The sequence below is a fragment of the Streptomyces sp. NPDC088733 genome (assembly GCF_044751185.1).
Lineage (GTDB): Bacteria > Actinomycetota > Actinomycetes > Streptomycetales > Streptomycetaceae > Actinacidiphila.
On record NZ_JBIVLH010000034.1, the window covers coordinates 67,712 to 82,627 of the forward strand.

A 14,916-nucleotide genomic window follows, 5' to 3' on the forward strand; every position below is an offset into this window, starting at 1 on the left:
ACGCAGCAGCCGCTTTGGTGATCAAATCGGCTGGCCAGCGGTCAGAATATTCAGCTCACGATTCGGCGGACAACCCCTAACGGCCCCCTACGGACCCCTGGATCGCAGGTTGCACGGGACATGGCTGCGGTGCCGCAATTCAAGGGGTGTCGACCATGGTGACCGGCGAAGACTTCCCCGTCAATAATGCCCCGCGATCTGTTCGGTAATTCGCGGGACCGGGCGGGACCGGCGGCCCGGGATTCGGGTATTCGGCCGCCGGGCGGCGGCCGAATACCCGGTCCGCGGTTCAGGCCCGGCCGAGGCCCTTGTTGATGAACGCGAACAGCTCCTCGTCGCTGGCGTCCTGGAGCTGCGCCACGTCGTCCAGCGCGGTGCCGGCAGGGTCCGCGCCGCCGCCCTCCGTGCCCGCGGGCAACGCCGCGGCGGCCGGCTCGGGCTCGTCGCTCTCGTTCCACTTGGCCAGCAGCGACTGGAGCCGCATCGTCACCCGGGCCCGGACGACGTTGTCGCCGGTCCCCCGCTGCAGCACGGCCTCCAGCTTGTCCAGTTCCTCCAGCAGCGGAGCGCCGCCCGCCGCGGCGTCGGGGACGATCCCGGCGCGCAGGAAACCGGCGACGGCGGCCGGGGTGGGGTGGTCGAAGACCAGGCTGGCGGGCAGCTTGAGCCCGCTCACGGCCCCGAGGCGGTTGCGGAGTTCGACCGAGGTGAGCGAGTCGAAGCCGAGCTCCTTGAACGCCCGGTTCGCCTCCACGGCCGACAGGTCCGCGTGCCCGAGAACGGCGGCCACGGCGGTCCGGACGAGGTCGAGCAGCAGGCGCTCCTGCTCGGCCTCCGGGAGACCGGCGAGCTGCCGGGTCAGCGGCACGCCCCCGGCCAGGTCGTCGGCGGACTCGCGCTCGGCGGACTCGATCACCCGCCGGGCCTCGGGGAGTTCCCCGAGCAGCTGCCGGTCACGGTCCGCGGTGAAGGCGAGGGTGAAGCGCTTCCAGTCCATGTCGGCGACGGTCAGCGTCGTCTCGTCCCGGTCCAGCGCGTGCTGGAGGGCGGACAGCGTGCGCTCCGGCGCCATCGTCAGGATGCCGTGGCGGCGCATGCGGTCGCCCACCGCGCTGCCGTCGCCCTCGCCGCTGCCCCAGGGGCCCCACGCCACGGACGTGGCCGGCAGGCCGGCCGCCCGGCGGTGCTCGGCGAAGGCGTCCAGGAAGGCGTTGCCCGGCGCCTGGTTGCCCTGTCCGGGCGCGCCGAAGGTGGCGGCGAAGGAGGAGAAGAGCACGAAGGCGGACAGGTCGAGGTCGCGGGTCAGTTCGTGCAGTTGCAGGGTCGCGTCGACCTTGACGCGCAGCACCGCCTCCACCTGGTCGGGGGTCAGGGCCTCGATCACGCCGTCGTCCACCGCCGCGGCCGCGTGGACAACGGCGGTCAGGGGACGATCGGCGGGTACGGCACCGAGGAGCGCGGCGAGGGCATCCCGGTCGGCGACGTCGCAGGCAGCAACGGTCACTTCGGCGCCGAGCGCGGTCAGTTCGTCACGCAGCTCGGCGGCACCGGGGGCGTCGACGCCCCGGCGGCTCGTGAGCACGAGGTGCTCGGCGCCGTTCGCCGCAAGCCAGCGGGCGACATGCGCGCCGAGCGCGCCCGTACCGCCGGTCACCAGCACCGTGCCCTGCGGACGCCACTCACGGACCGTGCTGGTCTCCGCCAGCCGCGCGCGCACCAGACGGCGACCGAGGATCCCGGAAGCCCTCAGCGCGACCTGGTCCTCCGCGCCGTCGCCGCCGAGGACAGCCGCCAGGCGCGTCAGCGTACGGTCGTCCGCGGTGTCCGTACCGGGCAGGTCGACAAGGCCGCCCCAGCGGCCGCCCTGCTCCATCGAGGCGACCCGCCCGAGACCCCAGATCAGTGCCTGCGCGGGATCGGTCACCTGCTCGGCGCGGCCGGCGGCGACGGCGCCGCGCGTCACGCACCACAGGGGCACGGTCACCTCGGCGTCACCAAGCGCCTGGACGAACGCGAGTTCACCCGCGAACGCGCCTTCGCCGCCGAGAGCGAGGAGGGACAGGACGCCACTGGGCGCGGTGCCGTCGAGTGCGGCCTTCACGGTCGCCGTCAGCTGCTCGCGGTCGGCCGTGCCGTGCTCGACGCGCACCGTGCGCACCTGCGCCCCGCGCTCGGTGAGCATGCTTTCGACGGCGGCCGCCCACTCCTCGTCCGTGCCGGTGAGCGTGTCGGGGACGGCGAGCAGCCAGGTGCCGGTGAGGTGGGCCGAGGCGGGCTCGGGCAGGGGCTTCCACGTGACGCGGTAGCGCCAGCCGTCGACGGTGGACTGCTCACGGCTCTGCCGACGCCACGAGGACAGACCGGGCAGGACATCGCCCAACGAACCGATCGCTTCCGGGGTGTCGAGAGCGAGGGTGCCCGCGAGGGCTTCGAGGTCCTCACGTTCGACGGCCTCCCAGAAACGGGCGTCGATCGCGTTCTCCACCGGCATGTCGGCGTCGGGGCCCGCGGTGATCTCGGGCCAGAACCGCTGCGGCTGGAAGGCGTAGGTGGGGAGGTCGACACGCTGTGTGCCGGTCCCGGCGAACACCGCCTGCCAGTCCACGGACGCGCCGTGGACGTAAGCCTCACCGAGGGAGAGCCAGAACCGCTCCAGCCCGCCTTCGTTGCGACGCAGCGAACCCAGAACGGCGGCGTCACGACCGGCGTCCTCGACGGTCTCCTGCAACCCGACGGTGAGAACGGGGTGCGGGCTGGACTCCACGAACACACCGAAGCCCTGCTCCAGCAGCGTCCGAACGGCCTGCTCCAGCTCAACGGTCTGACGCAGATTGCGGAACCAGTAACCGCCGTCCAGCTCGGGCCCGGTCATCCACTCGCCGGTCACCGTCGACAGGAACGGCACCTGCGCCTCACCCGGGGTGATCGGCGCAAGAAGCTTCCCGAGTTCTTCTTCGAGGAGGTCGACCTGAGCGGAGTGCGACGCGTAGTCCACCGCGATCCGCCGCGCCCGAACGCCATCCGCCTCACACGAGGCCAGCAACTCCTCCAGCGCCTGCACTTCACCGGACACCACCACGGAGGACGGGCCGTTCACCGCAGCAACCGAGATCCGCTCCTCGCCCCACGCCGCGATCCGCTCCCGCACCTGCGCGGCGGGCAGTGCCACCGACACCATCCCGCCCAGACCCGCCAGCACCCGGCCGATCGCCTGACTGCGCAGAGCCACGACGCGGGCCGCGTCCTCCAACGAGAGGATCCCGGCGACACAGGCCGCCGCGATCTCGCCCTGCGAATGCCCGATCACCGCCGCCGGACGCACCCCGGCCGCCTTCCAGACCTCCGCCAGCGACACCATCACCGCGAACAGCGCAGGCTGGACCACGTCCACGCGCTCCAGCGACGGAGCGCCCTCGACACCGCGCAGCACATCGACCAGCGACCAGCCGGTCAACGGCTCCAGGGCTCGCGCGCACTCCCCTATCCGGGCAGCGAACACCGGCGACGAATCGAGCAGTTCCTCGGCCATGCCGACCCATTGCGAGCCCTGGCCCGGGAAGACGAACACCGTCTTGCCACCGACGACACGCCCGGTCACCACACCCGCCGCCGGCACACCCTGCGCCACCGCCGACAACCCGGTCACGTGATCGCCCAGCACCACCGCGCGGTGCTCCAACGCCGCCCGCGACGACGCCAACGACCACCCCACCTCAACCACCGACGCCGCCGAACCCGCCTCACCCGCAAGCCAGCCCGACAACCGCTCCGCCTGACCCCGCAACGCCACCGCACTCTTGCCCGACAGCACCCACGGCACCACCGCAGGACCAACGGCCGACGACGGCGCCTCAGACTCAGCCTCGGGCTCCGGCGCCTGCTCCACGATCACGTGGGCGTTCGTCCCACTGAAACCGAACGACGACACACCCGCCCGCCGCGCACGCCCCGACTCCGGCCACACCACCGCATCCGAAGCCAACGACACCGCACCCGACGCCCAATCCACATGCGGAGACGGCTCATCCACGTGCAGCGACTTCGGCACCACACCATGCCGCATCGCCAACACCATCTTCATCACGCCCGCCACACCGGCCGCGGCCTGCGTGTGACCGATGTTCGACTTCACGGAGCCCAGGAGCAAGGGCCGCTCCGCCGGCCGGTCCTGGCCGTACGTGGCCAGCAGCGCCTGGGCCTCGATCGGGTCGCCCAGCGCCGTGCCCGTGCCGTGCGCCTCCACCACGTCCACGTCGCCTGCCGAAAGGCGCGCGTTGGCCAGGGCGGCACGGATCACCCGCTGCTGCGAGGGACCGTTGGGCGCCGTCAGGCCGTTGCTCGCGCCGTCCTGGTTGATCGCCGAACCCCGCACCACCGCCAGCACCGGGCGGCCGTTGCGCCGCGCGTCCGACAGCCGCTCCAGCAGGAGGAGCCCCACGCCCTCCGCCGGTCCGAAGCCGTCGGCAGCGGACGAGAACGCCTTGCAGCGTCCGTCCGGAGCGAGGCCGCGCTGCCGCGAGAACTCGATGAACAGGCCCGGCGTCGACATCACGTGGACGCCGCCGGCCAGCGCCAGCGAGCACTCCCCCGCCCGCAGCGCCTGCACCGCCAGGTGCAGCGCCACCAGCGAGGCGGAGCACGCGGTGTCGACCGTCACCGCGGGGCCTTCGAGGCCGAGGGTGTACGAGATGCGGCCGGACATCACACTGGCGGCGTTTCCGGTGCCCAGGTGACCGGCGTAGTCCTGGGCGGCCTCCAGCAGCGGGGTCAGGTAGTCGGATCCGTTGACCCCGACGTACACGCCGGCCTGGCTGCCGCGCAGGGTGCCCGGGTCGATGCCCGCCCGCTCGAACGCCTCCCACGCCGTCTCCAGCAGCAGCCGCTGCTGCGGGTCCATCGCCAGCGCCTCTCGCGGCGAGATCCCGAAGAACCCGGCGTCGAAGACCGGGGCGTCGGTGAGGAATCCGCCCTCGCGGGTGATCGACGTGCCGGGTTCGTCGGGGTCGTCGGAGAACAGCCCGTCGAGCTCCCAGCCCCGGTCCGCGGGGAACGCGGTGAGCGCGTCGCCGCCGGCGGCGAGCAGGTCCCACAGGTCCTCGGGGGAACGTACGCCGCCCGGGAAGCGGCAGCTCATCGCCGTGACGGCGATGGGCTCGTGAGCCTGGCTCTCGATGTCCCGCAGGCGTCCGTACGCCTCGTCGAGATCGGTCGTGACCTTCTTGAGGTACTCGCGGAGCTTCGCTTCGTTCGCCACTGGCGCTTCACCTATTCGCGTGGTCGAGACCGTGGAGTCTTCTCGCACGTGCTCGGGATGTCTCGGTTCGGGGGTCGGAGGTTCGGGGGTCGGGGCGGACGCACCGCCGGGAGGCGGCGGTGCGTCCGCGACGTGTCGGGTCAGGCCTTGCCGAACTTCTTGTCGATGAGCGCGAACAGCTCGTCGTCGCTGGCCTCTTCGATCTCGTCGGCCCCGGACTCGCCGGCCGTCCCGCGGGCCTCGTTCCACTGCGCCAGCAGCGCTTGCAGGCGCACCGCCACGCGCGCGTGCGCGGCGTCGTCCGCCGCCGCCTCGGACAGTTCCTCGGGGGTCAGCGCGGAGAAGGTGCTCTCCAGCCGGCCGATCTCCTCCAGGACCGAGAGCCCGCGCTCGGCCGGCTCGGGGGCCATCTCGTCCAGCAGGTGCTCTGCCAGTGCGGCGGGGTTGGGGTAGTCGTAGACCAAGGTGGCCGGCAGCCGCAGGCCGCTCGCGGCGCTCAGGCGGTTGCGCAGCTCCACCGCCGTCAGCGAGTCGAAGCCGAGCTCCTTGAACGCCTGCCCGTCGCCGACGACTTCGGCCGACCGGTACCCGAGTACGGCGGCCACCTGGCCGCGCACCAGGTCCAGGACGGTCCGCTCCCGCTCCGCCGCCGGGAGCCCGGTGAGGCGCTCGGTCAGCGTGCGCTCGTCCGCGGTCCCGTCCGCGGCCGTGGCCGCCGCGTTCCCCGTGCTGCCCTGCACCGTCCTGCGCGCGGTGGTGCGCACCAGGCCCCGGAACATCGGCAGGAGCGCGCCGTCCGCGGCCCTCGCCCGCAGCGTCGGCAGGTCGATCCCGACCGGTACGAGCACGGGCTCCCCTGCGGAGAGTGCCGCGTCGAGGAGCGCCAGGCCCTCCTCCGCCGACAGCGGCACGATGCCGCCGCGGGCGACCCTGCCCCGCTCCGCCTCGGTCAGCCGGCCCGCCATGCCGCGCTCCTCGGCCCACATGCCCCAGGCCAGGGACAGCGCGGGGAGTCCGTCGCGGCTGCGGCGCCGCGCGAGCGCGTCGAGGAAGACGTTCGCGGCGGCGTAGTTGGCCTGCCCGGCGCCGCCGAGCGTGCCCGCCGCGGCGGAGAAGAGGACGAACGCCGACAGGTCGAGGTCCCGGGTCAGCTCGTGCAGGTGGAGGGCCGCCTCGGCCTTGGGCCGCAGCACCCGGTCCATCCGCTCCGGGATGAGCAGGTCCACGATCCCGTCGTCCAGGACGCCCGCGGTGTGCACAACCGCGGTGAGCGGATGCTCGGCGGGAACCCCCGCGAGCACGGTGGCGAGCGCGTCACGGTCGGCCACGTCGCACGCCGCCCACGTCACCTCCGCACCCGACGCCCGCAGTTGCGCGGTGAGTTCCGCCGCGTGCTCCGCCCCGGCGCCGCGCCGGCTCACCAGCAGCAGCCGCCGCACCCCGTGCGCCTCCACGACATGCCGGGCGACGAGCCCGGCCAGGCCGCCCCCGGCGCCGGTGATCAGGACGGTGCCCTCGGGGTCGAAGGAGCGAGCGCCGGTCTCCGTCACCTCGGTCCTGACCAGGCGGGACGCGAACACCGCCCCGCCGCGTACGGCGAGTTCGGGCTCCGTGGAGGCGATGGCGTCCGGCAGCACACGGCAGGAGGCGTCGGTCCCGTCGACGTCGACGAGCACGAAGCGCTCCGGGTTCTCCGTCTGCGCCGTACGCACCAGGCCCCACACCGGCGCCTGTGCCAGATCCTCGGCCTCTTCGGCGCCTACGGCCACCGCGCCGCGGGTCACGACGACGAGCCGCGCCCCGGCGAACCTGCCGTTGCCCAGCCAGTCCTGCACCAGGGCCAGGGCCTGGTGCGCCGTGTCGCGCACCTCGCCCGCGAGGCGTGCGACTCCGTCGGCCGTGTCGATGCCGGCCCGCGCGCCGGTCGTCCCGGTCAGCGTCCCGGTCAACGGCACGAGCACCGTGCCCGGCATCGTCCCGCCCGCCGCGACGGCCGCGTCGAGCGCCGCGAGGTCGGCGTACGTCTCCCTGCCGACGCCCGCCTGCTCCAGCGCGCCTGCGGAGTCCCCGACGACCGCGAAGGGGGCGGCAGCGGCTGCTCGGGCTCCGGCCGTCCGCACGGGGGTCCAGTCGAGCCGGAACAGCGACTCGCGGGCCCCCGCGGGTGCCGGTGCGAAGCGGGTGGTGTCGGGCTGCCCGGTCACCAGCGCCTCGACGGAGGCGATCCGCCCGCCTGTGCTGTCGGCCACGACGACGGAGACGGTGTCCTCACCGGCCGGCGCGACGTGGAGCCGCACGGCGGCCGCGCCCACGGCATGCAGGCGCAGACCGCGCCAGGCGACGGCCGTCCGGCCCGTGCCGGCGGGGCCGGCGGCCAGCGCCTGCGAGGCGGCGTCGAGCAGCGCCGGGTGCAGCGCGTACCGCCCGGCCGCCGCCTGCTGCTCCTGCGGCAGCCCGGCCTCGGCGAAGACCTCCTCGCCGCGCACCCACACCTGGGTCAGCGTGCGGAAGGCGGGGCCGTGGTAGAGCTCGGCGGCCACCAGCCGGTCGCGGACCGCGTCCAGGGCGACCGACTCGGCACCGGCGGGCGGCCACTGCCCCGCCGTCTCGTCGTTCGCGACGTCGGCAGCCAACTGGTCCACGCTGTCGGCGGAGAGCAGACCGTCGGCGTGCCGGGTCCACTCCCCTTCCGCGAGTCCGTCCGGGCCCACCACTGCGTCGGGCCTGCTGTGCACCTGCACGGGGCGGAGCCCCTGTTCGTCGGGCCCGCCCACGGTGACGCGGAGTTGCACCGCACCCTTCTCGGGGAGCACGAGCGGCGCTTCGACCGTCAGCTCGTCCAGGCCGCCGCACCCGGCTTCCTCACCGGCGCGCAGGGCCAGTTCGACGAAGGCCGCGCCCGGAAGGACGACCGTGTCGGCAACGACGTGGTCGGCGAGCCAGGGGTGCGTCCGGGTGGACAGGCGCCCGGTGAAGACGAAGCCGTCCGAGCCCGGCAGCTCGACCGCGGCCCCGAGCAGCGGGTGTCCGGCGGTGCCGATGCCGACCGACGCCACGTCCTCGTACTCGGGCAGGTACTCCGCCCAGTAGCGCTCGCGCTGGAAGGCGTAGGTGGGCAGGTCGACGTGGCGGCGGGCGCCGGTCCCGGCGAAGAACCGCGCCCAGTCGACTCCGATGCCTCGGGTGTGGGCCTGGGCGAGGGCGGTCACGGCCGTCTCGGCCTCGGGGCGGCCCTTGCGCAGGACGGGAACGAAGGCGGCGCCTTCCCCGGTCACACAGTCCTGGGCCATGGCCGAGAGCACGCCGTCCGGGCCGAGTTCGACGTACGTGGTGACGCCTGCGGCCTCCAGCGCGCGGACGCCGTCCAGGAAGCGAACCGCCTCACGCACGTGCCGCACCCAGAAGTCCGGCGACGTCACCTCGTCCGTGACCAGGGAGCCGGTCAGGTTCGAAACCAACGGGATGCGGGGCGTGGCGTAGGACAGCCCCTCGGCGACCTTCCGGAAGTCCGCCAGCATCCCGTCCATGTGCGGCGAGTGGAAGGCATGACTGACCGTCAGCCGCTTGGACTTCCGCCCCTCGAACGACGCCGCAATGCCGACCGCGGCATCCTCGTCACCCGCGACAACCACCGACCGCGGACCGTTGACCGCCGCGATACTCACCCGCTCACCCAGCAGCGGCAGAACCTCGTCCTCCGACGCCTCCAGCGCGATCATCACCCCGCCGCCCGGCAGCGCCTGCATCAACCGCCCACGAGCCGCGACCAGCGCGCACGCATCGCCCAGCGACAACACCCCCGCCACATGCGCGGCAGCGACCTCACCGATGGAGTGACCGGAGAGGTAGTCCGGTCGCACACCCCACGACTCGACGAGGCGGAACAGCGCCACCTCTACCGCGAAGAGCGCCGGCTGCGCGAACTCCGTGCGGTTCACGACATCGGCGTCGTCCCCGAACAGCACGTCCTTGAGCGGCACTTCGAGATGACGGTCCAGGTGCGCACACACCGCGTCCAGTGCCTCGGCGAACACGGGGTACGTGTCGTACAGCTCGCGGCCCATCCCGAGACGCTGGCTGCCCTGCCCCGTGAACAGGAACGCGACCCGTTGTTCCGTGTCCGCCACGCCCCGGACCACCTGTGCGGCGGAGTCCCCCGCCGCCACGGCGGCGAGTCCGTCGGCGAACGCCTCGCGGTGATCGGCGACGATCGCGGCGCGGTGGTCCAGCGCCGCCCGCCCGGTCGCCAGCGCGAAGGCGACGTCGAGCGGACGCGGCTCCCCGTGGGCGGCGAGATGGTCGCGCAGGCGTTCCGCCTGGTCGCGCAGGGCGGCCTCGGTCCTGCCGGACAGCACCCACACCGAGGGCGTCGCGGCGCCCTCCACGTCCGTCCGATCGGGCTCCGCGTCAGCGACCTGCGGGGCGGGCGGGGCCTGTTCCACGATGGTGTGCGCGTTGGTGCCGCTCACCCCGAAGGACGAGATGCCGGCGCGACGGGGGCGACCGGTGTCCGGCCACTCCCGCTGCTCGGTCAGCAGGGCGATCTCGCCGGCCGACCAGTCGACATGCGGGGTCGGCGCGTCCACGTGCAGCGTCTGCGGCAGCACGCCGTGCTGCATCGCCAGCACCATCTTCATCACACCGGCGACACCGGCCGCGGCCTGCGTGTGGCCCATGTTGGACTTGATCGAGCCGAGCAGCAGCGGCTGCTCCGGCGAGCGGCCCTGCCCATAGGTGGCCAGCAGGGCCTGGGCCTCGATCGGGTCACCCAGACGGGTGCCGGTGCCGTGCGCCTCGACGACGTCCACATCGGTGGCCGCAAGACCCGCGCTCGCCAGTGCCTGCCTGATCACGCGCTGCTGCGACGGGCCGTTCGGCGCCGTCAGGCCGTTGCTGGCGCCGTCCTGGTTGACCGCCGAGCCCCGGACGAGGGCGAGCACCGGGTGGCCGTTCCGCCGCGCGTCGGACAGGCGCTCGACCAGCAGCATGCCGACGCCCTCGGCCCAGCCCGTGCCGTCGGCGGCAGCGGCGAAGGCCTTGACCCGGCCGTCCGCCGCCAGGCCGCGCTGGCGGCTGAACTCCACGAAGGCGCCGGGCGTCGACATGACTGTCACGCCACCGGCCAGGGCGAGCGAGCACTCGCCGTTGCGCAGCGCCTGCGCCGCGAGGTGCAGCGCCACCAGGGACGCGGAGCACGCCGTGTCGACCGTCACGGCCGGCCCCTCCAGGCCGAAGACGTACGAAATACGGCCCGACACCACGCTCGCGGAGTTGCCGGTGCCGAGGAAACCCCCGTCACGATCGGCGGAGTTGAGCACGAGGGAGAGGTAGTCCTGGCCGTTCGTGCCGACGAAGACGCCCGCCTGGCTGCCGCGCAGCGAGGCCGGGTCGATACCGGCCCGCTCGAACGCCTCCCACGACGTCTCCAGCAGCAGCCGCTGCTGCGGGTCCATGGCGACGGCCTCGCGCGGGGAGATCCCGAAGAAGCCGGGATCGAAGTCCGCCACGTCGTAGAGGAATCCGCCCTCCTGGGCGTACGGCGGCACCTCCTCGCCGGCCGTCTGCGAGCCGAACAGCGCCTCCGCGTCCCAGCCGCGGTCCGCCGGGAACTCCCCGACCGCGTCCGTTCCGGTCGCCAGCAGGTGCCAGAGGTCCTCCGGGGTCCGTACGTCGCCCGGGAAGCGGCAGCTCATCGCGACGATCGCGATGGGATCGTCGTCCACCGGTACGGCGGCGACGACGGGGCCCGGCACCGCGGGCTGCGTGCCGAACAACTCCCCTCGCAGGTAGTCGGCGAGGGCCGCCGACGTCGGGTAGTCGTAGACCAGGGTCGCCGGCAGCCGCATCCCGGTCGCCGCAGCCAGGTGGTTGCGCAGCTCGACGGCGGTCAGCGAGTCGAAGCCGAGTTCCTTGAACGCCCGCTCCGCGCCGACGGTCTCCGTTCCGGCGTGACCGAGGACCGCCGCCACCTCCCCGCGCACGAGGTCGAGCAGCGCCCGCTCCCGCTCCGGCTCGTTCAGCTTCCCGAGCCGTTCCGCGAGCGAGTCGGAACCGTGTGCCGCGTCCCCGTCGCCCCGGCCGTCGCCGGCCTCGCCCGCACGCGGAGCGAGGGCCCGCTGGGCCTCGGGCAGTTCGGCGAGGAGCTTGCTGTCACGGACGGAGGTGAACCCGGGGGCGAAGCGCCCCCAGTCGATGTCCGCGATGGCGACGGCGGCGTCCCCCGCCTCCAGCGCGCGCCGCAGGGCCGAGACGGCAAGCGCCGCGTCCATCGGCGGTATGCCGCCGCGGTGCATGCGGGCGGCCATCGCCTCGTCGGCGGCCATGCCGCCCTGGGCCCAGGGACCCCAGGCGATTGATGTCGCGGCCAGGCCGTCGGCGCGGCGCTGCTCGGCGAGGGCGTCGAGGTAGGCGTTCGCGGCCGCGTAGTTGCCCTGGCCGGCGGCACCGATCGTGCCGCTCGTCGAGGAGAAGAGGACGAAGGCGTCGAGGGTGATGCCGAGTTCGGTCGTCAGCTCGTGCAGGTTGCGCGCCGACGTGGCCTTGGCCCGCAGGACGGTGTCGACACGGTCCGGGGTGAGCGAGTCGAGGACGCCGTCGTCCAGGACGCCGGCGGTGTGGACGACCGCGGTCAGCGAGCCTGCGTGCTCGGCGAGCACGCCGCGCAGCGCTTCGCGGTCGGAGGCGTCACAGGCGACGACGGAGACGTCGACGCCCAGCTCGGCAACGAGTTCCGCGGCACCGGGCGCCTCCATGCCGCGCCGGCTGGTCAGCACCAGCCGCTCCGCGCCCGCACCCGCCAGCCACCGCGCGATATGACGTCCGAGCGCCCCCGTGCCACCGGTCACCAGCACCGTGCCCGACGGCGACCACGACGCCGTGCCCTCCGGCAGTGCCGCGCGGACCAGCCGTCGCCCGAACACTCCGGAGGAGCGAACGGCCACCTGGTCCTCGCCGGAGCCGGCCAGGACACCGACCACGCGCGACAGCGCGCGTTCGTCCAGTACCTCGGGCAGGTCGATCAGACCGCCCCAGCGCTCCGGTACCTCCAGGGCGGCGACCCGGCCCAGTCCCCACAGCTGAGCCCGCTCCGGCGAGGTCAACCTGTCCGACCGGCCGACGGAAACGGCTCCACGGGTCAGGCACCACAACCTGGCGTGCACCCCGGCATCGCCCAGCGCCTGGATCAGGCTCACCGTGTCGACGAGTCCCAGCAGCGAGACCACACCGGCGTACTCACCGGCGACCAGACCCGCCAGCGTGCCGCGGTCCGTGCCCGGCTCGACCTCGACCCGGTGAACCTCGGCGCCACGCCCCGCCAGCGCGCCCACGACCGCTTCGTCGTCCGCGCCCCCGGTCGGCACGACCACCAGCCACGCCCCGGACTGGCGCGCAGCAGAGGCCTCGGCCAGCGGCTTCCACACCACCCGGTAGCGCCAGCCGTCCACCTCCGACCGCTCCCGGCCCTGACGACGCCACGCCGACAACGCCGGAAGCGCCTCGACCAGCGAGGCATCGCCGGCGACATCCAACTCCGCCAGCAGCGAGGTCAGATCCTCGCGCTCGACGGCGTCCCAGAACCGGGCATCGATGGTGTCCACGGTCCCGCCGGCGGGAACGTTGCCGGTCAGTGCCGCGTCCGGCCAGTACCGCTTCCGCTGGAAGGCGTATGTCGGCAGATCGACAAGCCGTCCGCCGGTCCCGGTGAAGAATCCGGTCCAGTCCACTTCCACGCCTCGGACGTACGCCTGCGCGAGCGCCGTGACAGCGGTCTCCCCCTCGGGGCGGCCCTTGCGCAGCACCGGGGCGAAGGTCGCCGCCTCGCCCGTCAGGCACTCCTGCGCCATCGCGGACAGGACGCCGTCCGGGCCGAGCTCCAGGTAGGTCGTGACGCCGGCGGCCTCCAGGGCCCGGACGCCGTCCAGGAAGCGGACAGCCTCGCGGACGTGCCGCGCCCAGAAGTCCGCCGACGTCAGCTCGTCGGTGACGACGGCGCCGGTCAGGTTGGAGACCACGGGGATGCGCGGCGCCTCGAAGGACAGCCCGGACACCACCTCGCGGAAGGCGTCGAGCATGCCGTCCATGTGCGGGGAGTGGAAGGCGTGACTGACCGTCAGTCGCTTCGACTTCCGGTCACCGAAGGACTCCACGATCGCCGTGGCGGCGTCTTCATCACCCGCGATCACCACCGCCTGCGGACCGTTGACGGCGGCGATGCTCACCCGGTCGGTGAGCAGCGGCAGGACCTCGTCCTCCGACGCCTGCACCGCGATCATCACGCCGCCGCCGGGCAGCGCCTGCATCAACCGACCCCGCGCCGCCACCAGCGTGCAGGCGTCCTCGAGAGACAGCACCCCGGCCACATGGGCAGCGGCGATCTCACCGATGGAGTGGCCGGACAGGAAGTCGGGCTTCACGCCCCACGACTCGACCAGCCGGAACAGTGCCACCTCGACGGCGAACAGCGCCGGCTGGGTGAACTCCGTCCGGTCCAGCGCCTCCGCGTCATCCCCGAACAGAACCGTCTGCAGGGGACGTTCGAGCTGGGTGTCGAGGTGAGCGCTGACCGCATCCAGGGCTTCGGCGAATGCCGGGTAGATGCCGTAGAGCTCCCGGCCCATCTCCAGGCGCTGGCTGCCCTGGCCCGTGAACAGGAAGGCGAGTTTGCCCGCGAGCGGGGATCCGGTCACGGTGCCGGGCACGGGGGTTCCCTCGGCCAGCGCCTCAAGCGCGGCCAGCACATCGTCACGGCCCTGCGCCGTCACCACCACACGCCGTTCGAGAGCCGAACGGCCCGTCGTCAGCGTCCGCCCCACGTCGGACAGCCGCACCTCGGGAGCCGCGACCAACCGCGCACGAAGATTCCCGGCCTGCTCACGCAGGGCACCGTCACTCTTCGCCGAGAGCGCAAGGGGGAGGTACCGCTTCTCCTCGTCCTGCGGAGCGACCTGCTCCACGTCGTCGTTCAGCGGTGCCTGTTCGATGACGGTGTGGGCGTTGGTGCCGCTGAACCCGAACGACGAGATACCGGCCCGACGCGGACGGCCTGTCTCCGGCCACGCCTGCTGCTCGGTGAGCAGCGCGATGTCACCGGCCGTCCAGTCCACGTGCGGGGTCGGCTCGTCAACGTGGAGGGTCTGCGGCAGCACTCCGTGCTGCATCGCCAGCACCATCTTCATCACACCCGCAACACCGGCCGCGGCCTGCGTGTGCCCGATGTTCGACTTGATCGAGCCGAGCAGCAGCGGCCGGTCCTCGGGCCTGCTCTGGCCGTAGGTGGCCAGCAGCGCCTGGGCCTCGATCGGGTCACCCAGACGCGTGCCGGTGCCGTGCGCCTCGACCGCGTCCACATCGGTCGCCGACAGGCCGGCACTCGCGAGGGCCTGGCGAATCACCCGCTGCTGCGACGGGCCGTTCGGCGCCGTCAGACCATTGCTCGCGCCGTCCTGGTTGATCGCCGAACCCCGCACCAACGCCAACACCGGGTGGCCGTTGCGCCGGGCGTCGGACAGCCGCTCGACCAGCAGCAGACCAACACCCTCACCCCACCCCGTGCCATCCGCAGCCGCCGCGAACGCCTTGACCCGACCGTCCTCCGCCAAGCCGCGCTGACGGCTGAACTCCACAAACGTGCCCGGCGTCGACATCACCGTCACACCACCAGC

Annotated in this window: 2 protein-coding genes; both read right to left on the minus strand. The window is 73.3% G+C overall.

Features of this window, described 5'->3' with window-relative positions; all coding sequences use genetic code 11:
* Positions 1-289 precede the first annotated feature (289 nt).
* Positions 290-5,302, minus strand: a complete 5,013-nt coding sequence (locus ACIP64_RS37640) for a type I polyketide synthase (RefSeq protein WP_401596287.1) — start codon at positions 5,300-5,302, stop codon at positions 290-292.
* A 92-nt stretch (positions 5,303-5,394) separates the two neighbouring features.
* Positions 5,395-14,916 (minus strand): type I polyketide synthase (locus tag ACIP64_RS37645; protein ID WP_401596289.1); only part of this gene is annotated, 9,522 nt, incomplete at its 5' end.